A 24,964-nucleotide genomic window follows, 5' to 3' on the forward strand; every position below is an offset into this window, starting at 1 on the left:
CGGGATGTCCTCTTGTCGGCATTTTAAGTAGTAACTAATCTTAACAGAAAAATCCTTCATAAATTAATTTAACGTTGCCATTGCCTGATCGTAATCTTTAAAGATTTTAAAGACTTTATCCATTCGTATAAGTGTCAAAAGATTTTTTACATCCGGCTTCCAGAGCAACCAGATAAATATCAACATTGCGTGGCATTGCATACTTTAATGCTACAACCAGGCTTCCCAAAAAAGAACTGTCGATATAGTCAACGTTTTCAAAGCTTACGATTACAACCTTTGCACCGTTTGCAATAATTGTGATCATTTCCTCCTTAAACATTTCAGCATTAGTAAAACTGGCTTCATTTGGTAAGATTGCAGCCGTTACTATATCCTTAATTTGATTGGTTTTAAGTATCATTGGAATTATAATTTTTCGATAAAAATAATGCTGGCGTCATCCATCTGATTACTGTCATTGATGTTATCCAAAACATTGGTCCTGATTAATTTAAAGCTTTCCGGCTGCCCTAGATACGGACTGATCTTGGAAACGAAGAAAGGATAATCACTCTTTTTTGTTCCCTCACAGGGTATATCAATCATGCCGTCTGTAAAAATGACGAGCTGGTCACCGGTTTTCATTTCGATGATCTGCTGATCATAAAGGCCCTCTTCCAACAATCCGAGAAGTAAACCCGAAGAAACTATCGTACTTGTAAGCCCTGCAGGCCGGAATATGGCTGATCAGCGGTAAATCACCGGCACCGGTATAATGTATTTTTCCGGTATAGCTGTCTATCAATATCAGCGACAGGCTTGATAAAATATTCTGAAGGCCTTCATCCAGATAAATCAGCTTATTGATTTTCTGAACGATGATATCCAGACCAAAATCGTTATCCAGAACGCAAAAACGAATAGCTGCCCGAATGTAACTGAGGAATCCGAACGTGAAAAACCATGCTTTCCATTTCTTTCCCATAATATCGCCCAGAAAAGCAAAACAAAACTGGTCGTTCACTTTCACAAAATCAATAAAATCCCCTCCCGGATAACCGCGGTAGCCTTTGTGCCAGAAGTTGATTCTGAAACCTGCAATCTCCGGATCTTTGGAAGGTATAGACTTGACATTTAAAGCATCAGCGGCAATCCTTAGCTCGCGTATTGATTTTAAATGTTCGTTCTCTAATGTTTTAATGATATTGCCAAGCTTGGATATAATGACCGGCAGAGGCGTTTCCTTATTGATAAAGTCGAGCGCATTCATATTCAGTCCTTCCAGCATTAACGAATTGTCTGTGGAGGAAGTCAGGAAGACGAAGGGAATATCGCAGAATTTTGAATTCTGGAGTACAACCTGCCTGAAATCAAAGCCATTCATTTCTGGCATATCATAATCAGATATGATCATGTCGGGCTCTTCATGTATCAAGAGCTGCAATGCCTCCGTTGCCGATGTGGCAAGCAGACAGCGATATCCGGCCCTGATTAATGAAACGTTCATGACAGTACGAAAAAGCAGGTTATCTTCTACCAATAGAATTGTTTTGACATTACCTGGCAGATCAGTCAGCAGATTCATTTCTTATTGAAGTTAAGTACAAAAAGAAAAACGCCTGACAGAATAATCAGTAGCGATACCAGGTCCATGATAGTGACTCCATCGTTTGGATTAAAATAAAATACAGTAAAAAGCTCAAAACTTGGTGGAGCCGGCATAATAATCATCGCAAATCCGGTACCGATCAATATAATGGCAATTAGGCAAAGTAAAATCTTTTGAAACGTATGCCGCCGTAAATATGCCCGGCTCACTTTACTATCAATTTTATTAACAGTAAGTAATTTTTCCAGGCCGTCAAGAAGTTCTTCCCTTGAAAGATTATTTTCCTCACTCAATTCTTTGAATGGCAGTATCAAATCAGAAGATGAGTGTGTTTTCTGAAATGCTTCGATTATCTGGTTCTGGTAATGTTTGATCTGTTCTTTATTCAGAACAGTTAGTTGTATCAATGCAATCAGCTCCTGAATTTTCTGTTCGAGTTCTGAACTACCGGAACCGATCTCAGGAAAATTAGCACTATCCGACTTTAAAATTCCCTTCACTTCAAGAAGTCCTTTAATTTTCACTATTCCGATGATTGATAGGATGTTCGCAGTTTTTTACGATTTGTTGAGTGCCCGAATTTTAAAATATTACACAAATACTTACAATTTGTTTAAAACTATATGATTATTGTTAATTTTGAAATAATTCTACAAAAATAAAACTCTTTTTGTAGAAATTCGAGAATATTTTTTCAACCAGATTATTATTTTTACAATGCTTGTTTCTATCGTTACTGTAAATTTTAATCAGCCGCAAGTAACGGAAGCGTTACTGAAATCATTGAAAGAAGTCAACACCTATCCGGATATAGAAATAATTGTAGTGGATAATGGCAGTAAAATTGATCCGGTTCCGGAATGGAAACAGAAATATCCGGATATTATTTTTATCCGCTCCGACGAGAATACGGGTTTTGCGGGAGGTAATAATCTGGGAATTCAATATGCAAAAGGAGATTATCTTTTTTTGATCAACAACGATACCGAAGTTACATCCACTCTGATCCGGCAGCTTTCAGATACTATGAACGGTAATCCTGAAATTGGTATGTTATCTCCCAAGATACACTACTTCGATAATCCGGGAATGCTTCAGTATGCAGGTTATACCAATATGAATTATGTGATGGCGCGTAATGCATGTATCGGGCAGTTTGAGGAGGACAAAGGCCAGTATGATTCTTTAAGCGGCCCTACTGGTTATGTACATGGAGCAGCAATGATGGTAAGGAGAGAGGCTATGGAAAAAGCCGGATTAATGCCTGAAAACTATTTTCTTTATTATGAAGAGCTCGACTGGTGCGAACGGATAAGAAATGCAGGATATGAAATACATACCAATTTGCACGCGCTGATATATCATAAAGAATCTGTTTCGGTTGGTAAGAAATCGGCTTTGAAAGAATATTTTATGAACCGTAACAGGATTTTATTTATCCGAAAAAATGCATCGGCGACTAGTTTTTTTATTTTTTGTATTTATTTTTTAATTGCAGTTGTACCTAGGAATTTGATACAATACCTGTTGAACAAAGAATATAATTTTATCCCTGTTTTTTTTAAAGCCATTAGCTGGCATTTTACTAATAAAACGGATAGCAAATTCCTGGGCTATCCTGTTATCCGCTGATATATGAAAATTCTTTTTTGGACCAGTTTATTGATAGTCTTCTACACTTTCGCAGGGTATGCGATAGTTCTGTATGCATTGGTGAAATTACGAAGATTGGTAAAAGGGAAAAGGACTGTACCAGAACTTGGCGTACATTTTCCTACCTTGACACTGATCATAGCTGCATACAATGAAGAGGGCATTATTGAGGAAAAGATCAGAAATACTCTGGCGCTGAAATATGATGCGGATAAACTGAAATTACTTTTTATTACTGACGGATCATCTGATAAAACTCCGGATATCATTTCTCAGTTTAAGGAAGTTGATCTGATGCATTCTCCATTGCGGAAAGGGAAAATACATGCGATTCATCGTGCAATGGAAGTTGTTGATTCAGAGATTGTTGTATATACAGATGCAAATACGTTTTTAAATGCTGAGGCATTGCTATATATCGCCCGGCATTATTCCGATCCTAAGGTAGGTGCGGTATCGGGCGAGAAACGGGTCATGCAGGATGTAATTTCTGATGCCACAGCGGGAGAGGGGTTTTACTGGAAATATGAATCAGCGCTTAAAAAATGGGACTCGGAACTCTATTCGGTCGTTGGCGCAGCCGGTGAACTTTTCAGTGTAAGGCGTTCACTTTACCGAAATGTAGAAGCCGACACCATTCTGGATGATTTTATGATTTCGATGCTTATTGCACTTCAGGGATACCGCATTATTTACGAACCGGACGCTTATGCTTCTGAGCTTTCCTCGGATAATATTAAAGAAGAGCTGAAACGGAAAGTAAGGATAGCAGCAGGCGGGATTCAGTCAATTTTAAGATTGAAACCACTCATGAATCCTTTTAGCAATCCGATTTTGTCATTTCAGTATATAAGCCACCGGGTTCTTCGCTGGACGGTTACACCTTTTTTATTAATCCTTACTTTAATTCTGAACATCCTTATTTGTATACAGTCTTCTGATCTTTTATACCAATTGATCCTGATAGCCCAATGCCTCTTCTATTTAATGGCAATAAGTGGTTTTATGTTGGAGAAGCGCAAAATCAAGGTTAAAATATTGTTCGTACCGTATTATTTCTGTATTATGAATTACGCTGTATTTGCGGGAATTTTGAGATATATAAAGGGAAGCCAGAGCTCGGCGTGGGAAAAGGCGCGTCGAAAAAGTGCCTGAAACGAAAAGATTAGAGGTAGAAATCTTTTTGATTTAAGAAGTCTGCGGGTTGGTTAAACTACACAGTTCCGGTTTGCTGAACCCCATTCGGATTCAGCCAGCATAAAGAATTTTGGACTTCGGGTCAGACTCAGACCTTACGTAAGCGTTCTGATTCAGTTTCAAGAATTGGCATAAGCTGATTAATCTCTTCCGAAATCTGCTCATACTGCTCCTTTAGTGATGAAATTGTTGCACCATCTTTCACAGCTTTTTCCATAATTTCAACTTTTGGCCGAATCCATGTTAAGCCCGCCATGGTAAATGATGGTTTAAGGCCATGTAAAATACTGGCAGCCTGTTCCATATCTTCTTCGTCAAGGGCCTGTTTTAAGGTGTACCAGCGAGGCAATGAATCTGACAGAAAGGCATCAAATATCATGTGAATGATTGTAGCGTCTTCCCCGTATGCTTGCTCTAAATAATTGGTATCTAGTAAAGGATTAATTTGTAGAGCCATTAGGTCATATACTATTGATTAAAAAATAATTCTCTTGAATTTATACTACAAATATAAAAGGTATCACAACATAGAAATATATTGTGATACCTTTTCTTTAAAAAAATTAAAAATTTATTCCTTAGTCGGTTCTGAGGCTTCTGTTTTGGCTGGTTGTTTGGCTTCTTCTTTTGCTTTTTTCTTGAAATACCGGCGGAATAAAAATTGGATCTTAGCGCCTGCATATTCTCATCAAGTTTTTCGGTACTTGTTTCCAGATTTTTTAGTGTGCCTTTCAAATTGGATGCAGTTTGTTCGTCGTGCAGCAATACGCCAAGAGGGCTTGTTGTATTAGAATTCAGGTCGGCACTGGCAGTGTTCAGGTTTGCCACCATGGTATTGGCCGACGTAACTGTTTCGTTTAGTTTGCCCACCGTTGCCCTTATATCACGCATAATCACTGTATCAGTTGCAAAATCATTTGCTAATCCGCCTTTCTGATTCAGTTTGGCAGTGAAACCTGAAAGTGCAGCTGTCATAGTCTGGGCATTTGCAGAAGCTATCTTCAACGATCCCAGGGTTTTATCTACATCATTGTAAAGGCGTTCATCATTCAGTAACATTCCGACGGTACCTTTACCTTCCAGGATATTTTTACTGATGGTTTTAAAAGCACTTGTAATTCCAAGTAAATTTTTATTGTTTTCAGACAATACCGCCAGCATTTCTTCCGTGCTTTCTATTTTTTCGACAACCAGCTGGTCACCGTCTTCAATGGCAGGCACTTTTTGAGTTCCGCCGTAAATAACAATGATTTTGTTACCAATAAGGCCATCCGTACTTACTTTGGCTTTAGCGTTCTTACGGATAAATTCCTGAGATTTCTCTTCAATGTTCAGCATAACTTCGACCTGTGAATTGTCGAGAAACCGGAGGGTTTTCACAGTACCGATTTTTACACCTGAATACCAGATATTATTGCCCGGTTTTAGTCCGTTCACATCGTGAAAAATGGTTTTAATGGTAATATTGGTCGAAAAGACCTTCTTCATGCTACCAATTGTAAGTATACCGACAACGAATATCAGAATACCTACTATCACAAAAAGACCTACTGTTATGGAGCGTTTTCTGGCTGATGTTTCCATTATTATTGAATAAAATTATAGTCGTAAAAACTTTTGATTCTTTCTTCTTCCGAAGCAAATACTTCTTCGAAAGTTCCTTGTTTTATAAACTTGCCATCCAAAAGCATGGAAATTTTATCGCCAGTTTGGCGTGCACAGGTAAGATCATGGGTAATGATGATCGCACTTGTATGATATTTTTCCCGGACTTCATTAATAAGCTCATTGATTTCAATACAGGTAATCGGATCAAGGCCGGCTGTTGGTTCATCATAGAGCATAATTTCCGGCTGCATGATCAGTGTTCTGGCAATACCAATTCTTTTACGCTGTCCGCCGGAAAGTTCTGATGGTACCTGATTTATGGTATTCAATAATCCAACCGCATCCAAAACCGACTCTACCTGTTCATTAATACTGGCACGGGTAAGGTTCGCAACGTTTCTGACCAATGGAAATTCAAGGTTTTCGCGAACGGTCATACTGTCATACAGCGCACTGTTTTGAAATGAAAAGCCGATTTTTAACCTAAGATCACGAAGGTCTTTTTCGTTCAAATCCGCTACTTCGCGCCCCAGTACATTAACCGTACCCTTGTCTTGTTTGAGCAGGCCAGCAATAATCTTGATTAAAACAGATTTTCCTGTTCCTGAACGCCCTAAAACAACTACATTTTCACCTTTGAGTACTTCCAGATCGACTCCCTGCAAAACCTTAAGATCACCAAAGGATTTATACAAGCCCTTAATGGAAATGACCGGTTCACCAGTTTCCGCAGTTTCTTCCATTTTTATATTCTAAAATAATTTGACACCTGAACAATAATAACCTCTTCTATAAAAATGAGGAACATAGATATTACCACCGCAGAATTGGCTGCTTTACCTACACCCTCGGTACCTTTATTTGCATTGTAACCCTGATAACAGCCAACAATTCCAATGGTGAAACCGTATGCTACTGCTTTTGCTACTGAAGTTCCAATATCCAAAAAGGTGATTTGTTCAAACGCGTTCTCGAAAAATGACCGGAAACTCGTTCCTTCATTTAAGGTTACATTAAGAAAAGCCCCCAAAAGGCTGACCATTGTGCAATAGAACACCAGGATAGGAATAGTTATAGTAGATGCCAAAACCCGTGTTACCACTAAAAATTTAAATGGATTTACCGCTGAAACTTCCATTGCATCTATTTGTTCTGTTACTCGCATAGACCCAAGTTCTGCACCTATGCTTGATCCGACTTTGCCGGAACAAATCAATGCTGTAACCAGCGCAGCCAGTGCCCTGACAATAGCAATGGAAACCAATGACGGCAACCAGGAAGTAGCTCCGAATTCGGCTAGTGAAGGCCGCGATTGTTTGGTAAAAACCATTCCAGTAATGAAACCTGTCAGACTTATCAGAAATAAAGATTTATACCCAATAGCATAACATTGCTTTACAATTTCCGGGAATTCATTTCTGCCGCGAAAAATTTCACGAAAGAACCGAATAAAAAAAACGTAACCGTTATAGACTGCCAGAAATGCGGAATCCAAACCTTTCGTAAAAACTTTATCTTTCTGCGTTGCGCTCATTAAACAATATGTGTCAGGTTGATAGGCTTGTAACTGTTAATCATATACTATATTAAAAAAAATGGGACTTAATGTTTAAGTTCCAGAGGTTTAGCTTGTTCGGTATTATTCTCTAATATATTTCGCTCTTCAATCCAGCGCATACGGTAAGCATTCATAGCAGTAGTTCCCAATTGATTGATTAAGCGATAATTAACAACTACACCTACTGCGGCTCCAATACCGGGAATCAGCTGGGCCATTTTAGCAAGGTCTATATAGTCCCGATATTCCTGCTGAAAATTTTTCCAGTCAAACTGATGAATTTCATTGGGAAGATCCTGGCTTTTGGAACTCCAGTCGGTCATTTGAACATAAACAGTTTGCTTGTTTTTCTGACTTGAAAAGGCAAGTTGAAATATGTACAAAATAAAAAGCCTTTCACGGTAATCGTCGGTTTTCCTGCCATACAGTGCAGCAATTTCGAAAAGCAACTTCATTTTTATTCCTATCAGAATAGGGAATTCGGCAAGTGATAACAAGAAACCACCAGCACCAATAATACCTCCTTCTGCTGCTCCGGCTTTTTTGTAAAAACTGATTCTGGATTTTACTGCATTTTCTGTTTGTTCAAGTGAGTTTAAATGAACAACTGGTTCAGAAGTAGTGAATTCTGCACCGAATAACACCATACGTGTCATTTGCTTTATAGTAACAGTAATGGCATCATGAACTTTATCCGGAATGATATTATTTATTTTATCCTGAAAAAATTTCGATGCCCTGTCTATTCTTGAAGGATGCTTCTGCATTCTAATTTGCCATTTATGCAATTCATGCCTTATTTTTTCTTCGTAATCAGTCATGCGCTGTAATTGACAAGTATGTGAAACGGGCTTACTACTGGTAAGTTAGTAAATAAAGATTGCAATCTAACTAGCAAAAATCATTCCAGGTCTTATACTTTACTACAAATTATGATAGAATAAAATTGATAGCGCGCGACGATAGTTAAATGAAGACAAAAAAATAGTTGTAATAATTTTCAAAAGAGAGAATTATCAAAAAATTATTCAGACACTTCTTTATTGATTTTTTCCTGTGCCAGTTCCAAATCATTCTCATCTGCAACAGGTTCCTCCTGCTGTGCTGAAGCTTGCGATTCGTACTGTATAGGGTTATTAAAATAGGGAAATGATCGGATGAGAAATTGTCAAGGCGTGCCAGCCTTATTAATTTGAAATCGGTGGAGCAAAATACATGGTCCAGGGGAAAACGTAGAAACGGATACCAGGCATGAAATGTATTATAAAATCCGCGCCCGATCCTTGGATCAAGTAGGCCGCTGATTTTTGTAAATAGTTCAGTGGTATACGACCATGCGACATCGTTTAAATCTCCAACCACAATTGTCGGAAGATTGTTTTCCTTTACCTCCTTTGCCACCATAAGTAATTCTTTGTCACGTTCGGTAGAATACCTGTTTTCTCCCGGTACCGGTGGTGTTGGATGAAGGCAATACATTCTGATATTTTGACCTGATGCAAGTTTTACGAGTGTTTTAATAGATGGGATTTCAGTGTCCACTAAATATCTGACCTCTGTATCAACAAGTTCCAATTTAGAATAGAGCAACATCCCATATGTATTTTCTAATGGAACAAGTGCCTGATATGGATATTTCTCTTTTAATTCCTCAGTGCTTTTATACCAAAAATCATCAGTTTCTAACAGCAATATTATATCAGGATCATTGGCGTGCAGCATTTTTAAACATCCCGCATTATTTTTATTATCCTGAAAAACATTAGAAGAAATAATACTGATCTGATTCGGGGTGTCCGGCTTATGGGCGTTTAAAAGCGTTTTCTTAGCGATGAAAGTAAAAGAATAAACTTTGTAGATTAAAAAAGCAGCATTCAGGGAAAGTAGTATGATGAATGCAATCCCGAAAAAAGATGAAATTTTAAATAAAATAATATATACAACTATTATTGCAAGATTGATTAACAGCTTTTGTAACCTGGGATACTCGAATACCCGGAAAACCCAGTAATCGTTTTTGACGAGTGGTATAATTGTGAATAAAGTGATTATAAATCCAAGAGTTTCCAGAAACAGTTTAAATGATTGCATTAAAGAAAAGCGAAGTTTTAAATAAATTAATTTTAGAGATCGCTTTTTCCTGCGAAAACCAAGTTTCTAAGTTTTTTAATTATTGTATTTTTTGCGGTTTAACGCCTTCCCTGGTGATTTTGACCGGATTAATCAGCCCCTGACTGTTAAATGTCATTACATCTATGCAAGTTTCACGATGATTACCATCGGTTTCTGTTAACGGCCTTCTGTGGTAAACTATATACCATTTGTCCTTGCCGGGAATCTGTATCACTGAATGATGTCCTGCACCGGTTGCAATTTTAGGGTCTTGCTGAAGAATTTTGTCAATTCTTTCAAACGGCCCAAACGGTGAATCAGACATGGCGTAAGCTACCGAATAATCCGGCCCTGTCCACCCACCTTCCGACCACATAAAATAATATTTACCGTTCCGGATAAACATAAACGGACCTTCTACATACCCTTTTGGTGTAATTTCCTTAAATATACTTCCATCTTCAAACTGTATAAATCCGGTAAAATCATCATTCAGTTTGGCTACATTACAATGTTTCCAGCCACCATAATAAAGATAATATTGTCCGTCTTTATCTTTGAAGATAAACTGGTCAATGGGTTGTGCGCCATTGTAGAACTTGTCAATGAGAGGTTTGCCAATATGATCCTTATACGGGCCTTCCGGTTTATCTGCAACGGCAACGCCAATCCCTCCTGATTCCTGGTTATTCTGAATATCGTTTGCTCCAAAGAACAAAAATATTTTTTATCTTTTTCAATAATAGATGGTGCCCAGATTGCTCTTTTTGCCCATTTAATGGAAGTTGTATCCATAATCCGTTCATGCTTTTCCCAATTCACCAAGTCAGGCGATGAAAATGCATCGAAGAAAATCTGATCTTTATAAGGTGCAGAATAAGTAGGGTAAATCCAGTATTTGTTTTTAAAAATGATTCCTTCCGGATCGGCGTACCATCCTGGAAAAACCGGATTTCCAGACGTTTTCTTAACAGATTGAGCGAAGGATGTTTGATATAAAATGAGGAAAACCAATACAAGTAATTGCCTGCTCATATTTCGACGGTTAATTTTAAATAACAGATTCATTTTTATATATTAATTCAAGATCTCATTTTAGTAGGAATCACCAGCTCCGGCTCCGCCAAAATTACCTTCTCCAAATTCCAGCCCTTTATCTTGCGGCGTTTGTCCGAGGTATTGTGCGGCCAGAATAACTTCAAGATTTGTGAATTTTCTTTCGTCTTCTGTTTCGTCCGATATTCCATGTTTTGGTTTTCGCAAAAACTGTATAAACAGCGCGGCAAATAAAATCATTAATAAGCCGGCTATTGTTAATCCTTGTGCTATTGTAAGAAAGCCAAAATAGAATCTGAAAGTATAAACAGAGCATCCCAATGCTATCAGCCCGACTATTAGAAGTATCCGGTTTTTTACTTTAAGCCCCAAAAATATGTAAGTAATGGGAATAAGTGCAGTAAATGAATAAAAAACAGGTGCAAACGCTATTTGAACAGACGGAACCAGATTACTGATCCAGGCATTTCCTTCCCTTATCACGTAATAATTTCCTCCCAGGTAGAATGTTATCACCGACATAATTTCCAGTAAAGTCCTGCAATTTTTGTAATACGGATCTTTAATTTTTTTCATCAGGTAATAAATGGCAATCGAAAGTGCCATTACCGCAAAAGGAAGAAGCGCTTTTCCCAAGGAAACCTTCATCATGAGGTTAGCCATCAGTGTAAATAGTGTTAAAAAGCTTCCTGCTGTGGTTAACATATCCGCATAACGGTAGGTGGCAGCAACGAGCACTATTAGCAGGAGTACACAATATTGCCAGAATTCTAAATGCTCAAAAAGTATAAAAACGGTACTTGCCAATAGCCCGATCGCTGCATAAAGTAATGCGTTATCAGTACCAGAATGATATAACTTTCGGTTAATTATCAGGTATTCAAGTAAGAACGACAAGCACAAAAAGCAAATGAAAGTTATAACAGCAAATGTTTTACCTGATGTGTTAGTAAATAACAGCGATATAAAACCGATGAAAAAAGCACAAGCAATAGTGGAGAAAAGGAAAAGGCCAATTTTGACAAAAATTCCTGGACGATAGAAGTGCTCAGGAAAATTGGTCTTTACTGCCTCAAACTGCACCTGGCTAATCAGGTTTTTAAAGTACCATCTTTCCGAAATTTCCTGAACGGCCAGATTGCGAATCCAGGTTTCATTATACGGTTTTTTCATTTTTGTATCCTGAGTATTTTTTTATAGTTAAACAGGAAAAGCAATACGCCTATACTGGAAAATAAAAAATAATAGATTTCAAATGATCCGTTAAACATTTCCGGCAGTAATTTGAAAACTGAATAGGTTAAGATAATATATCCATAAATGATACCCATCAGCAAAAATACCAGCGATGCCTTTTCGCGGGAATAAATTATAAAAAATACTGACAAAGTAATTCCTGTAATGAAGTAAATCACTTTAAAATCATGACTGAAAAGTCCGGTAGTGCTGGCAATTGCGGCGAGGTTTCCTCCCAATAACAAGTATGTGAAAGCAAAGTGTTTTTTTAGATTTTTTTTGTCGGAGAGCCAACTGGCTGCTATGAGAGAAACCCCCAAAACAATCGCAGTAATAATCAGTTTTGAATCAGTAAAATTATTTTTTGTAACTATGGAAAGTGGAGCGATCGTAAGGCCAAGCCAGGATGCCAAACCGGTAATAGCCATAGATAGTACTCCTTTATGATCAAAACGATAAGCGTGAATAAAGAAAATAACTGTTGGAATAAATGCAGCAAACCCATATTTACTGCCGAAGAATTTATATTGGAATTGTATATAACCTTCAAGAATCAGGAAAGTAGTACACCCTAACAGTAAGGTAAATCCTGCATATTGATTGGGACTGGAAACTTTCTGCCAGCTGAATGGTTCAATGGATTTGTAAGAGTAAAAAAAGCAGGCAACGGTTACCGTACCAATGAATGCAATTATTGCCTGATGTCCGATCGTATCTATATTTTCATAGATTATGATCCCGAGGCCTGTGCTTAAAAGCAATATTCCTAAATATAATATTGAACGCAGTTCCGTATGCACCGAAAACAGCTTATTAGCCAGGTAAGACTCTATCACAGTACTTTGCTGATCTGAAATTATTTCCTTAGATCGCAGCTTTTCAAGCACTTTTGATGTAGTCATGTTATATGAAATGAGGGAAGGCAAAGTTAATAAGTTTGACTTATTATTTTATAAAGTACCTCATCTTCAAAAACTGCTCAATGACCGTCATTTATATTTGACGGAATTGTAAGACTATTGTTATAAATGAATTAATTCAGCAATTTTTTTTAAAACCTAAGTGTGAAATTCTCTTTAACCTGCTCTTTACGAAAAAAAACGAGCCCGATCCAAAAAAGGTCAACGGTTAATATTACATCAGGATGGGCTTTGATATATTCCCAGGCTTTTGTCATTTCGGGAGACCAGTAAATATCATCAAAAATAAAAAGTGAGTCGTTAGTTGCATAAGGTAGACAGGTTTCAAAATAACGAACGGTTGGCTCGTAACGATGATTGGCATCAAAGTATGCATAATCAATTCCGTCCTTCAATTTCTTTAATTCCTGAGGAAGAGTTTCATCAATATTTCCAATTACAATTTCTATATTTTCTGCACCGGCTTTTGCAAAGTTTTCTTCTGCAACTTTGGCGGTTTCAGGGCAACCTTCAAAGGAAATAATTTGTGAGTCTGGTTTGGCACGAGACATGTACAATGTGGTAAGCCCTAATGAAGTACCAAGTTCCAGAATGGTTTTGGGTTGAAATCTTCGAATCAGCCGATTAAACAACTTACCAAATTTTTCCGGTTTTTCTGCGTTTTTGGCTATAGCTTTAATTTTCCGGAGATTGGATTTATTAATTCGTGAACCCGCTCCCAAATCCAGGATTTCAATTTGCTTATCGGATTGAAGAAGTTCTTTTCTTAATGCTTTTAACGTAATATAATCAGGATTTTTGTCCTTTTTAGAAGCAATAACGTTGGTGTATAAATCAAAAAGAAATGGGGAGTGAATGGCATGCTCGTTACCTGAACGCAATAAGTACTTAATGTAGGCAGCAATCAATTTGTGGTATTTTATTTGCAATTAATACTTTGACCAGGTTCCGGTGTTATCCGAAAACCAGTTTTAATTTAACCGGTAAGGTACGATAAGAGAAAAAGCGGGAATGATCACACGGAATTGCCTTCCATCTAAAATGCGTTCCATTAAATAAGTTCCGGCCATTTTACCGATGTCTGTACGAAGATTACACCCTGAAACATATTCATGTAAATCACCAGGTTCCAGAATCGGCTGTAAACCGACTACGCCTTCTCCTTCTACTTCACGAACTGTACCATTGGCATCATAAATAAGCCAGTGCCTGCGCAGTAACTTCACTGTATGTTCGCTGTGGTTTTCAATCAGGATTTTATACGTAAACACATAATGATCCTGGCCCGGATTAGAATAATCGGGTTGGTATTCTGTCAATACGGTGACTTTGACACCATCTGTTACTTTCGATACCATAGTAGGATTGAGGGTGTTGATTAGTATTGAGAAGTTTAAAGTATACAGGAGTTTAGTTTGTAATACTTCTACATAAACGAAAATAGTAATCAAATGCTGATAAAACAAAAACAAAAATCATTTTATTTAGGTTTTTAAATTAAACACGACGTTATGGACGTAAAAATAGAGGAGTCCTGGAAGGCGAAAATGGCAGATGAATTTGAAAAACCATATTTTGTTTCTCTTACATCTTTCGTGAGAGAGGAGTATACAACAAAAAAAATATTTCCACCTGCACGGCAGATTTTCAATGCTTTTAATCACTTGCAGTTTTGATGATTGCAAGGTCGTGATTTTAGGTCAGGATCCTTATCATGGAGAAGGCCAGGCCAACGGGCTATGTTTTTCAGTAAACGACGGGATCAGAATGCCGCCTTCGCTTATTAATATTTTTAAGGAAATTAAGGATGATCTTGGCAAACCCATACCTGCTTCCGGGAACCTGGAGCGCTGGGCATCTCAGGGCGTACTTTTATTAAATGCGACGTTAACTGTACAAAGTGCAACACCCGGCTCACATCAGAACAAAGGTTGGGAAAGATTTACAGACGCCGTTATTAAGTGTTTATCAGATGAAAAAGAAAACCTTGTTTTTATGCTTTGGGGACGCTATGCTCAGGAAAAGGGAGCGGTTATTGATGCATCAAAACATGAGGTTTTAAAGGCAAAGCATCCATCACCCATGGCGGCCAATGGCGGAGGCTGGTTTGGTACCAAACATTTCAGTAAGGCCAATTCATATCTACAAGAACAGGGACTTAACCCCATTGAATGGTAATTAGGCTTGCTCGGAAAAGAAAAAAGAGTCGGGAAGCCCGGCTCTTTTTAATAATTTTCACTCCTATTACTATTTTAATTACTTTTCGATGCTGGAATTCAATTCCAGAACATTCTCCCAGTTTGATTCATTACTCTTAACAAACGCCTTACGATCTGCATTTGCCGGATATTCCTGCGCACCTTCGTTTGTACGGAATGTTAGGTAATGAATCACGTCAAACTGGCTGTCTGCGGCGTCAGTTTTTTGAACGCGTCCTGCTGAATAAGCTACAACATCTTTTACATTGTTCTTCATCGATGCAAAATCACGCATGTGTTTTTCTACATCCTGAGGTGTAGTGCCCGGCTTAAATTTGATACAGATCACTGTTTGTGTCTCAGCAGATTTGTGAGGGACGTAAGCTCCGTATATCACCAGCATAAAAACGCATAAAGCGAATACCGGCACTAAATATTTGAATGTTTTACTTTTCGATTCCATTATTAGTTACTATCGGGATAGCATGTTTGATTTTTGATAAACAAATGTACAACATAATTTAATTATTGTATTATTTTCATAAAAAATATAAATAATATTGATTTTTATAACTATTTCAAATTAAAAAGTATGTTTTTTGGTTAAATACAATATTATATTTGGATCGCTTTCTCTGATAGGTTTTGCTATCTGCTGAAAACAATATAAAAAATAGTTGTTTGACGCTGTCAATTTTAGATAATCGGTTTCAGGAAGGTTGCGTTTCTAATGCTTTTGTGACTTTTTTTTGTGATTTCGGTATAAAGTAGGTGTAAATAGGTATTATTAAATACTCCAAATAAAATATTGGAAGACAGTTGAAAAATCATCAAAAAAAGCCAAATTATTTTTTAATTTTTTGTAAAAATCAGCTTTTAAACATTGCTGCATTAATATTTACAATGTTTTGCTGTGCATTTGATGGACAAAGAAAGTTTGGTTTGCAAATTGGTTCTGTTCATGATGAAGTGTCTGGTGAAAAGAGCAGGAGGCCCCTCTGGGGATTTTGGGCTCACAAAAGAATTAACAGGCTGGTTGTTTTTAGGTTGCCGGCCGAAATGCAGATATTTTATAAGCAAAACATTGATTATTTAACCGAAAATGCTGTTAATCCTGATCGCAGAAGATACGCAGTTGTAGGAGAGGCTGAAAGACATTTTATTGACCTGGATGTATACGGAGATAGTGCAATGAATATTTTGCCAAAGTACTGGCCGGACGCAGTTAAAAGAATAGGAGAGGACAGTTTGAGAAAACATGGCATTGTTCCCTGGTATCTTCAGACGGCTGCATATCAGCTGACGGAAGCATTCAAAGCAAAGGATGCCAAGCGCATTTTACGTCTTTCAGCAGATATGGGACATTATGTAGCTGATGCACATGTTCCCTTACACACCACCCGAAATTATAATGGACAGCTCACGGGTCAGGAAGGAATTCACGGTTTTTGGGAATCGCGTCTGCCGGAGCTCTTCGCTACTGATTATGATTTATGGATTGGTGAAGCAAAATACCTTGATAGGATCACAAACGAAGTCTGGTTGGTAGTGGCTGCATCACATGCTGCTAGTGATTCCGTTTTTTTATTTGAAAAACAACTTAGTGATTCCTTTGAGCCGGATAAAAAGTATAGCTACGAGTTAAGGAATAATGTGTTGACAAGAACCTATTCTAAAGAGTTTTCAGAGCACTACCATAACATGCTGAATGGCCAGGTGGAACGCCGGATGAAAGCCTCGGTAAAAACGGTAGGGGATATGTGGTATACCTGCTGGATTAATGCCGGCCAGCCTGATTTGAGAAATCTTTCAGGCATTTCACTGAATGAAAATGAAAAAAAGAAGAAGCCGCTGAGCAGCAAAGCTGGTTGCAGCGGCTTTTTCGTGTAAGATCAGAAAGTGATGAATAAGTCAGAAATTTCTATTTGAAAACAAGCTTTTTCATAAATTCCGCGTCGTTGGCAATACTGGTTAATACAGGACCAGGGTATTCTTCCTGTTCAACAATAAATTGTTTGATGCCATTGTCAGAAGCTACTTTCAACAAACTTGCATAATCGACATCTCCCTTTCCAAGGTCAGTTGATTCAACTTTTGGTTCACGTACAAAATCTTTAACATGGCAAAGGTCATATCTGCCCGTATATTTCTTTATGTGTGCCGCAGCATCTGCTCCGGCTGCTTCAATCCACATCAAATCTAGTTCATATCTTACGAAGGACTTATCAGTATTGTCCAGCAAAATTTCCTGTGGAATTTTTCCTTCTAACACCTTAAAAGAATAATCATGATTGTGATAACCAAATTTTACGCCGGCTTTGTTACATATTTCGCCTCTTTTATTGAATTCATCAGCACGTTTTTTCCATTCATCTATGGTTTTTTGCGGTCCGATGTAAGGTTGTAAAATATATGAAAGCCCGGCTTCAGCAGCTTCGGCAGCCGCCTTTTCAAGATTTTTGGTCGTATCCGCGTGGGTGCTGACGATGGTCATTCCCAATTCGTCCATATATGCTTTAAATTCTTTTGGCTTCATTCCCCAAAAGACACCCTGATCACCCTGATAGCTTTCAATTTTCTTATATCCAAATCCTGCGATTTGCTTTAAAACACCTTTTGGATCTTTTCCAATAAGGTCACGTACACTGTATAGCTGGAGACCGAAATCAGGAATTGATGGTGCCGGGGAATTAGTCTCAGCAACACTGGTTGAATCAGAATTGTCAGATTTTTCTCCTGATTTTCCACAAGACGACAGCGAAAAAACCATTGAACTTGTAAAAGCAGTTCCAATTGCGGCTGCTCCTGCTGATCTAAGGAATAAACGACGGTTAAAAGTCATAAATTTAAAAATAAATTGAAATGGTAAAACGTAGAATGAAAAGTGCAAAATACAAAGTTATCTACTCAATGCCTGCTTGTAAAATCTTTGCAGTCACCAATAATTGTCCGACATGGCGTTGTGTATGTTCTGCTGCATGAAAAAGCAAACCTACATGAGTAGAAGCAATTCTGGCGCGTCCTACATATCGGATTTCCGTCAAAGTTGACTCATCGGTAGCCATTAACTGGGTAATTGCTTTTTGGACCTGGGATCTAAAAATTTGAAGTAAATCTGAATAGTTACAACCAGGAAAGGGTTCTGTTCCTTCATTTTTCAAATAAAGAAGCTGTTCCTCATCTAATGATTCTTGTCTGGCATAAGTAAATAACCTGTCAAGTACGCCGGATAAATGTTGTAGGTGAAAACCTACCGAAGCTATATTTACAGGATGTTTCCATAGAAGCTGAGAACTAAATTCATTCCCGGATAAGTTGATTTCTTCCAGTGCCTGTAAAAGTGCGTGAGCCACTGGTTGTAACAATGCGGGGATCTGAGGCAGCGGGCCACGTAACCATACTTCTAAATTATTATCGTTTTGCATTCCTGAAATAATAAAAAAAGGGACCTATTTACAAGTCCCTTTTAAAATCTATAAGAAAATCGAATTACTTATTTAGCAATGTCAATCTGAACAGGTTTCCCTTTAATAGTATTTCCGTCCATCGCACGCAGTACCGCACGGGCATCACGTTCTGGTACGTCAACAAAAGTGAACTTGTCATAAATATCAATGGCACCGATTGTTTTACCAGGAATGTTAGCTTCACCTGCAATAGCTCCAACAATGTCTTTCGGAAGGATATGGTCTTTACGTCCAAGGCTCAAAAACAAACGTGTCATACCAGCTTCCGGAGTAGCAGTACGTCTCGATTCATCACGGCTGCTGCTGCCGCCTTCACTTCTGCGGGGAGAGTCAGAACGGGGTGCAAAACGATCACTGCTTCCACCTTCACGGCTGATACCTCTGTCGAAACGGCTACCACCACTGCGGCGATCATCACCACCACGGCGATCACCATCACGGCTGCTTCCACGGCGTTCATCACCGCCACGTCTTTCTTCCCATGCCATATTGCTATCTGAATATTCACTTTTCTGAACACCCATGATCTGCTTAGCCATTGCTCCTACAATTTGTTCAGTAGAAAAACCGCTGTGCTGAAGCATTTCCAATACGTCCTGATAAAGTGCGTTGTCTCCGCCTTCCTGAATTGAAGCAGAAATACTTTCTACAAAACGCGCTTTACGAACTCCGACTATGTCTTCGAACGAAGGAATAACTCCTTTTTCAATTTTTACTTTAGTATAATTTTCAATGGTTTTAAGACGGAATTTTTCGTCTCTTGCTACCAGAGAAAACGCTTTACCAGAGTTACCTGCGCGACCTGTCCGGCCTATACGGTGTACGTAATATTCTTCGTCAAGAGGAATGTCATAATTAATTACTGCATCCAGTCCGCTTACGTCAATTCCACGTGCTGCAACATCCGTAGCAACCAGGATGGTTGTTACACCAGCCTTAAATTTGCTCATAACATTACTACGCTGCTGCTGACGCAAGTCACCATGAATACCTTCTGATGCATAACCGCGCAACTGAAGATCTTCAACAATTTCGTCTACCTTACGTTTGGTGTTACAAAAAACCAGCAATGATTTCAAATGATACATGTCTATTAAACGTGTCATCACTTCAACCTTCGCCTGTGGTTTTACTTCAAAGCAAACCTGCTCGATGTTCTGGTTTGTCAATTCGTTACGAACAACCTTGATCAAAACCGGGTCATTCAGGAAACGTTTTGTAATTGACATAATCGGCTTCGACATTGTGGCCGAGAAAAGAACCGTCTGGCGATCTTCCGGCATGTCAGCCAATATACTTTCAATGTCTTCACGGAATCCCATATCCAACATTTCATCAGCTTCATCCAGAACCATCATACGCACTTGGTCAAATTTCAACGTGCGGCGTTCCATGTGGTCCATTACACGGCCAGGAGTTCCAACCACTACATGTACACCTTTTTTAAGAGAACGTATCTGGCGATCAATAGAATCTCCGCCATATATTGCTTCAATTCTTAAACCTTTCTGATATTTTGCAAGCCTACCGATTTCTTCCGAAACCTGTACGGCTAATTCACGTGTAGGACAAAGTATAAGAGCTTGTACTGCATTATTGGTAACATCAATTCTTTCTAATAAAGGAATACCAAATGCGGCAGTTTTACCGGTTCCCGTTTGTGCCTGACCAATCACGTCAGATCCTTGCATAACGGCAGGTATTCCTTGAGCCTGGATAGGAGAGGGTTTCACAAAACCCATTTCAGTTAATGCTTTGAGTATATTTTCTGAAATTCCTAAATCAGCAAAAGTCTCAAATGTTTCAATTGTTTCAGTTGTCATTCTATTGTTATTGTTATTAAATTCTTAAATAAATTACAGTTGCAGATATAAGATTTTTTCAAAACCAATTTTTAAATTGATCAGACAAGAAATGGAATTGAAAAAAAATGCACAACTGATAAGCCACATGTCGTTTTGTTTGAATAAAATCAAACCTGTTTTAGCACGACAAACCGGATGACAGCCAGTTTTATTTATTTTAAAAAAGGGGATTGCGCAAAGCCCACCAACCACAAACCATCCGTGGGGCTCTGCATGACGAAACGGTAATAACCAACCGGACATTTTAAAGGCTGGAAGCGGAAAAACCGCAAAACCGGGGATGAGGCAGAGAAGCGAACGGATGTTCGTTCAATTATGATGCAAAATTAAGAATATTATTTGAATACGCAATGTATTTGTAATAAAAATTGCAATATTTTTAGATACCCGCTTTTTACGTATAAATGCACATTGCGCAGAAATGAGTATTGCGGGGGTTAAGAAGAATATTTTTAGCAATTTGGCTAAATTACCTTTTTGCACTAACGCATGCTATTGGTGTAAATCTGAAAAGTGGATTTAATTTAAGCTTTTACCTTTTAAGCTGGGTGTGTTTATTTGTTGTTCAAAATTCAGGCTCATAAAACGAAAAAGGCCATATCGGAATTTAATCTGATACAGCCTTATTTTATCTGGTAATTGAAAACCAGCAAATAAATGCTTGTGGGAAGAACAGAGTTTAAAGTCTGAACTCAATTATAGTACTTCGCTCACATCTGCATATGGCAAATTCCATGCATCGGAAACTCCTTTAAAAACGATTTTTCCATTCACTACATTCAGCCCTTTACGAAGTTCTTCATTGGTAGCACAGGCATTTTTCCATCCTTTATTAGCAAGCTGTAAGGCATATGGCAATGTGGCATTTGTAAGCGCAAGTGTAGAAGTATAGGGAACAGCACCAGGCATATTAGCCACGCAATAATGAACCACACCGTCCACTTCATAAATTGGATCTTCGTGGGTTGTAGCTTTCGAAGTTTCAAAACATCCACCCTGATCAATCGCAACATCGACCATCACGGTACCGGGTTTCATTAGTTTCAGCATATCACGTGTAATCAGTGATGGAGCTTTCGCACCAGGTATCAGAACCCCACCAATAATAAGAATTGAGCTCTGAATTAATTCACGGATATTATATTCGTTGGACATTACAGTATCAACATTAGCTGGCATAATGTCTTCCAAATAACGTAAACGGGCAAGGCTTATATCAACGATCGTTACATTTGCACCAAGTCCGGCGGCCATTTTTGCCGATTGTGTTCCTACAACTCCACCACCCAAAACCAATACATTCGCAGGTTTTACACCGGCAACACCGCCCAGCAAAATTCCGAATCCACCCATTGGCTTTTCAAGATATTTTGCACCTTCCTGAACTGCCATACGTCCGGCAACCTCGCTCATAGGAATCAATAATGGTAAACTTCTGTCGGTTCTTTCAACTGTTTCATAAGCAAGGCAAACTGCCTGACGTTCTATCATGGCATGCGTCAGTGGCTCAGATGACGCAAAGTGAAAATATGTAAATAGTAACTGATCCTTTTTAATAAGCGTGTATTCACTTGCAATGGGTTCCTTTACTTTAATGATCATTTCGGCAACAGCATAAACCTCTTCAATAGTTGCCAGTAAAGTTGCACCTGCCGTGGCATATTGTTCATCAGAAAAACCACTTGCTTTCCCCGCTTCGTTCTGAACATAAACCGTATGTCCGTGTTTGCGGAATTCGGTAACACCGGCTGGAGTAACTGCTACCCGGTTTTCGTTATTTTTAATTTCTTTAGGAACGCCAATGATCATTATTGAAAAAGTTTAACTATGAAAACTATTGCGGTTTAAAACGCTGCAAAAATAAGCATTAGGCGAAAATGATTCTACCATAATGGAATTGAATAGAAAACAAAACTGATTTACATCTATTTTATAGAAAAATATTCTTTACGTTTATTATTTATATGATTTTTGCCATAAAAAACACTTCTATATGCAATTGGATAGTACCGACTCCCGGATACTGGAATTATTACAGCAAAATTCTCAGCTTACTATTAAGGAAATCGCAAGTCAGATCAATCTTTCAGTTACGCCTGTTCATGAGCGAATAAGAAAACTGGAAAGGGAAGGATTTATAGATAAATATGTTTGTTTGCTAAACCGGCGGAAACTGGGAAAATCTTTGGTTGTATATTGTAATGTAACACTGGACAAACAGCGCAAAGAAAGCTTCGAGGATTTCAACCTGGCCATAGTGGGAATGGAAGAAGTACTTGAATGTTCAGTCGTATCAGGTAACTTTGACTATATGTTGAAAATAGTGGTACAGGATGCGGAAGCATATAATCAATTTTATCAGCTTAAACTTTCTGCACTGAAAAGTGTGTTACACATCAGCAGCTATTTCGTTATATCTGAAATAAAATATACAACCGGAATCTCTGTTCGTTAAATCATAATTTATCAGGGTGAAAACTAAAAGCTTACAGCTAAAAGCCAACAGCTAAAATAATATGAATAAAAATTTTAAAGATGGTCTGAACCTGATGTCCAAAGTTACACCCAAACGGGCATGGAATGCGATACAAATATTAGGGAGTTATTTTTATTCAAAATCGACCGGTCAACCTGTTCATTGGGGTATGCCAATTGCTATTTCTTTTGAACCGACTACATCATGCAATCTTCGTTGTCCTGAATGTCCGAGTGGATTGCGTTCATTTACCAGGCCTACTGGCATGATGGAAGAAAAGCTCTACAAAAATACAATTGACGAATTAGCTGATACTTTACTATACCTCATTTTTTATTTTCAGGGCGAACCGTATTTGCATCCTAAATTTTTTGAACTGGTGCAATATGCTCATGATAAAGGCATTTACACGGCTACATCAACCAACGCGCATTATTTAACGGATGAAAAAGCAAAAAAAACGGTAGAATCGGGTCTGGATCGTTTGATTATTTCTATTGACGGAACCACACAGGAAGTTTATCAGCAATATCGCATTGGTGGTAAACTGGAAAAGGTTTTGGATGGAACGCGCAATATTATCAAATGGAAAAAAGAATTGAAGTCAAGTACACCTCATGTTATTTTTCAGTTTTTAGTAGTAAAACCCAACGAGCATCAAATTGAGGATGTGAAAAAATTAGCCCTTGAAATGGGCGTGGATGAAGTCGGACTGAAAACTGCACAGATTTATGATTATGAAGAAGGTAATAATCTAATACCTACCATTGACAAGTATTCGCGTTATGAAAAGCAGGATGGCGGGAAATATTCTATCAAAAACAAGTTTGTAGATCATTGCTGGAAAATGTGGCATTCCTGTGTTATTACCTGGGATGGCGGTGTTGTACCTTGTTGTTTTGACAAGGACGCAGAATATCAGCTTGGGGATATGAAAAAGCAAACTTTTAAACAATTGTGGAGAGGCAAGAAATATAATGATTTCAGGGCATCTCTGATCAGATCACGTTCTGAGATAGAAATGTGCAAGAATTGTACAGAAGGAACTCAGGTTTGGGCGTGAAACATTGGTATTTTAAGGGTTGAATTAATATTTAATCAAATAATAATGTTAGTTAATATTCTGATATTTAGTTAATTAAATATAAATTATAAAACTCCGTGGAACATTTTTTGGTGATTTGCCTTGAATAGTTGAAATTTGACGCCGGTAACTCACAAGAATACATGGGCAAAGTAATTGCAATTGCAAATCAAAAAGGAGGAGTAGGAAAAACGACCACTGCTATTAACCTGGCTGCGAGTTTGGCGGCCCTCGAATTCAGGACACTTATTATCGATGCGGATCCACAGGCTAATTCTACGTCCGGATTGGGATTTAATCCCCAGGAAATGGAAAACAGCATTTACGAGTGCATGGTAGAGGAGGCAAGAACGGCGGATATAATCCTGGAAACTGATTTTCCCAATTTAAATCTGCTGCCGTCGCATATTGACCTGGTAGGGGCAGAGATTGAAATGATCAATCTTACAAACCGGGAACAGCGGATGAAAGATGCGATTTCGGAGGTTCGGGATGATTATGATTTTATTGTAATAGATTGTTCCCCGTCTTTAGGGCTTATCACTATCAATAGTCTCACTGCCGCTGACTCAGTTATTATCCCGGTTCAATGTGAATATTTTGCTTTGGAAGGTCTGGGCAAATTATTAAATACGATTACTATCATACAATCAAGGCTCAATACGAATCTTGTCATTGAAGGTATTTTGTTGACCATGTACGACCTTCGTCTCCGCTTGTCAAATCAGGTTGTGAATGAAGTAACCAGCCATTTTGAATCGTTGGTATTTAATACAATTATCCCCAGAAATGTCAGGATCAGTGAAGCGCCAAGTTATGGTGTTCCGGTAATGGCACAGGATGCAGACAGCAAAGGTGCGATCAGTTATTTGAATCTTGCACGCGAGATTCTCACCAAAAATGGATTGTTGTCGTCTGATAAGCATCTGGGAGTTAATTGATC

25 protein-coding genes and 2 pseudogenes are annotated in these 24,964 nt (G+C 38.3%); 7 read left to right on the top strand and 20 right to left on the bottom strand.

The window, feature by feature from the left end; translation table 11 throughout:
• Window positions 1-115: 115 nt before the first annotated feature.
• From KZC02_RS28655 to KZC02_RS28665, 4 genes are read right to left on the bottom strand one after another with little or no spacing between them, the layout of a single operon-like run.
• The gene (locus KZC02_RS28655) at window positions 116-403 is read right to left on the bottom strand and encodes an STAS domain-containing protein (protein WP_229253871.1); all 288 of its coding nucleotides are present in this window, start codon (window positions 401-403) and stop codon (window positions 116-118) included.
• Window positions 404-408: 5 nt separating this feature from the next.
• Window positions 409-666 (bottom strand): SpoIIE family protein phosphatase, encoded by a 258-nt coding sequence (locus KZC02_RS32275; protein ID WP_310590381.1) that lies wholly within the window; start codon window positions 664-666, stop codon window positions 409-411.
• Window positions 644-1,567 (bottom strand): response regulator, encoded by a 924-nt coding sequence (locus KZC02_RS28660; protein WP_229253873.1) that lies wholly within the window; start codon window positions 1,565-1,567, stop codon window positions 644-646. The genes KZC02_RS32275 and KZC02_RS28660 overlap by 23 nt, the downstream gene beginning before the upstream one ends.
• On the bottom strand, window positions 1,564-2,115 hold the full coding sequence (locus KZC02_RS28665; RefSeq protein WP_221391803.1) for a hypothetical protein: 552 nt from the start codon (window positions 2,113-2,115) through the stop codon (window positions 1,564-1,566). The genes KZC02_RS28660 and KZC02_RS28665 overlap by 4 nt, the downstream gene beginning before the upstream one ends.
• A 193-nt stretch (window positions 2,116-2,308) precedes the next feature.
• Between KZC02_RS28665 and KZC02_RS28670 the strand changes: the two genes are divergently transcribed.
• Together KZC02_RS28670 and KZC02_RS28675 are read left to right on the top strand one after the other, a co-directional pair.
• Window positions 2,309-3,223: a glycosyltransferase family 2 protein gene (locus KZC02_RS28670; protein ID WP_221391804.1), complete on the top strand. Its 915-nt coding sequence runs from the start codon at window positions 2,309-2,311 to the stop codon at window positions 3,221-3,223.
• A 3-nt stretch (window positions 3,224-3,226) separates the two neighbouring features.
• Entirely contained in the window at window positions 3,227-4,399 is a 1,173-nt protein-coding gene (locus KZC02_RS28675; RefSeq protein WP_221391805.1) for a glycosyltransferase family 2 protein, read from the top strand.
• A 130-nt stretch (window positions 4,400-4,529) separates the two neighbouring features.
• Here KZC02_RS28675 and KZC02_RS28680 read toward each other — a convergent pair whose 3' ends face one another.
• From KZC02_RS28680 to apaG, 11 genes and pseudogenes are all read right to left on the bottom strand, one after another.
• Window positions 4,530-4,898, bottom strand: coding sequence for an Hpt domain-containing protein (locus KZC02_RS28680; protein WP_221391806.1), 369 nt, complete (start codon window positions 4,896-4,898; stop codon window positions 4,530-4,532).
• Window positions 4,899-4,909: 11 nt separating this feature from the next.
• Complete coding sequence (locus tag KZC02_RS28685) at window positions 4,910-6,025, bottom strand: MlaD family protein (protein WP_221391807.1); 1,116 nt, start codon at window positions 6,023-6,025, stop codon at window positions 4,910-4,912.
• 2 nt (window positions 6,026-6,027) lie between these two features.
• Window positions 6,028-6,792 (bottom strand): ABC transporter ATP-binding protein, encoded by a 765-nt coding sequence (locus tag KZC02_RS28690; RefSeq protein WP_221391808.1) that lies wholly within the window; start codon window positions 6,790-6,792, stop codon window positions 6,028-6,030.
• A gap of 2 nt (window positions 6,793-6,794) precedes the next feature.
• Entirely contained in the window at window positions 6,795-7,583 is a 789-nt protein-coding gene (locus tag KZC02_RS28695; RefSeq protein ID WP_221391809.1) for an ABC transporter permease, read from the bottom strand.
• 68 nt (window positions 7,584-7,651) lie between these two features.
• Complete coding sequence (locus tag KZC02_RS28700; protein WP_221391810.1) at window positions 7,652-8,428, bottom strand: EcsC family protein; 777 nt, start codon at window positions 8,426-8,428, stop codon at window positions 7,652-7,654.
• Between the two features lie 145 nt (window positions 8,429-8,573).
• Window positions 8,574-9,698, bottom strand: a complete 1,125-nt coding sequence (locus KZC02_RS28705) for an endonuclease/exonuclease/phosphatase family protein (protein ID WP_229253874.1) — start codon at window positions 9,696-9,698, stop codon at window positions 8,574-8,576.
• Window positions 9,699-9,777: 79 nt separating this feature from the next.
• A pseudogene (locus KZC02_RS28710) lies at window positions 9,778-10,754 on the bottom strand (glycoside hydrolase family 43 protein).
• A 60-nt stretch (window positions 10,755-10,814) separates the two neighbouring features.
• The gene (locus KZC02_RS28715) at window positions 10,815-11,948 is read right to left on the bottom strand and encodes a hypothetical protein (RefSeq protein WP_221391811.1); all 1,134 of its coding nucleotides are present in this window, start codon (window positions 11,946-11,948) and stop codon (window positions 10,815-10,817) included.
• Window positions 11,945-12,913, bottom strand: coding sequence for a DUF2157 domain-containing protein (locus tag KZC02_RS28720; protein WP_221391812.1), 969 nt, complete (start codon window positions 12,911-12,913; stop codon window positions 11,945-11,947). The genes KZC02_RS28715 and KZC02_RS28720 overlap by 4 nt, the downstream gene beginning before the upstream one ends.
• A gap of 149 nt (window positions 12,914-13,062) precedes the next feature.
• A complete protein-coding gene (locus KZC02_RS28725; protein ID WP_221391813.1) occupies window positions 13,063-13,839 on the bottom strand; it encodes an O-methyltransferase in 777 nt (258 codons plus the stop codon).
• A gap of 63 nt (window positions 13,840-13,902) precedes the next feature.
• Window positions 13,903-14,289: a Co2+/Mg2+ efflux protein ApaG gene (apaG, locus tag KZC02_RS28730; protein WP_221391814.1), complete on the bottom strand. Its 387-nt coding sequence runs from the start codon at window positions 14,287-14,289 to the stop codon at window positions 13,903-13,905.
• A 153-nt stretch (window positions 14,290-14,442) separates the two neighbouring features.
• On the opposite strand from apaG, the pseudogene ung reads away from it, so the two are divergent.
• Window positions 14,443-15,109: pseudogene (ung, locus tag KZC02_RS28735) on the top strand (uracil-DNA glycosylase).
• Window positions 15,110-15,187: 78 nt separating this feature from the next.
• Here ung and KZC02_RS28740 read toward each other — a convergent pair.
• Window positions 15,188-15,592 (bottom strand): Dabb family protein, encoded by a 405-nt coding sequence (locus KZC02_RS28740; protein ID WP_229253875.1) that lies wholly within the window; start codon window positions 15,590-15,592, stop codon window positions 15,188-15,190.
• Window positions 15,593-16,032: 440 nt separating this feature from the next.
• Between KZC02_RS28740 and KZC02_RS28745 the strand changes: the two genes are divergently transcribed.
• Entirely contained in the window at window positions 16,033-17,019 is a 987-nt protein-coding gene (locus tag KZC02_RS28745) for a zinc dependent phospholipase C family protein (RefSeq protein WP_221391815.1), read from the top strand.
• 31 nt (window positions 17,020-17,050) lie between these two features.
• Here KZC02_RS28745 and KZC02_RS28750 read toward each other — a convergent pair whose 3' ends face one another.
• The 4 genes from KZC02_RS28750 to ald all read right to left on the bottom strand — a co-directional run bounded on the left by KZC02_RS28750 (window position 17,051) and on the right by ald (window position 22,270).
• Window positions 17,051-17,971 (bottom strand): sugar phosphate isomerase/epimerase, encoded by a 921-nt coding sequence (locus tag KZC02_RS28750; RefSeq protein ID WP_221391816.1) that lies wholly within the window; start codon window positions 17,969-17,971, stop codon window positions 17,051-17,053.
• A gap of 61 nt (window positions 17,972-18,032) precedes the next feature.
• Window positions 18,033-18,554: a DinB family protein gene (locus tag KZC02_RS28755; RefSeq protein WP_221391817.1), complete on the bottom strand. Its 522-nt coding sequence runs from the start codon at window positions 18,552-18,554 to the stop codon at window positions 18,033-18,035.
• 68 nt (window positions 18,555-18,622) lie between these two features.
• A complete protein-coding gene (locus tag KZC02_RS28760; RefSeq protein WP_221391818.1) occupies window positions 18,623-20,419 on the bottom strand; it encodes a DEAD/DEAH box helicase in 1,797 nt (598 codons plus the stop codon).
• A 738-nt stretch (window positions 20,420-21,157) separates the two neighbouring features.
• Window positions 21,158-22,270 carry an alanine dehydrogenase gene (gene ald, locus KZC02_RS28765; protein WP_221391819.1) on the bottom strand — a complete coding sequence of 371 codons (1,113 nt, stop codon included), beginning with the start codon at window positions 22,268-22,270 and terminating at the stop codon, window positions 21,158-21,160.
• Between the two features lie 184 nt (window positions 22,271-22,454).
• Between ald and KZC02_RS28770 the strand changes: the two genes are divergently transcribed.
• The 3 genes from KZC02_RS28770 to KZC02_RS28780 all read left to right on the top strand — a co-directional run bounded on the left by KZC02_RS28770 (window position 22,455) and on the right by KZC02_RS28780 (window position 24,962).
• Window positions 22,455-22,916 (top strand): Lrp/AsnC family transcriptional regulator, encoded by a 462-nt coding sequence (locus tag KZC02_RS28770; protein ID WP_221391820.1) that lies wholly within the window; start codon window positions 22,455-22,457, stop codon window positions 22,914-22,916.
• Between the two features lie 61 nt (window positions 22,917-22,977).
• Complete coding sequence (locus tag KZC02_RS28775) at window positions 22,978-24,000, top strand: SPASM domain-containing protein (RefSeq protein ID WP_221391821.1); 1,023 nt, start codon at window positions 22,978-22,980, stop codon at window positions 23,998-24,000.
• Window positions 24,001-24,164: 164 nt separating this feature from the next.
• A complete protein-coding gene (locus KZC02_RS28780; RefSeq protein ID WP_221391822.1) occupies window positions 24,165-24,962 on the top strand; it encodes a ParA family protein in 798 nt (265 codons plus the stop codon).
• Window positions 24,963-24,964 lie beyond the last annotated feature (2 nt).

The organism is Dyadobacter sp. NIV53 (assembly GCF_019711195.1).
In the GTDB taxonomy this organism is placed as follows: Bacteria; Bacteroidota; Bacteroidia; order Cytophagales; family Spirosomataceae; genus Dyadobacter.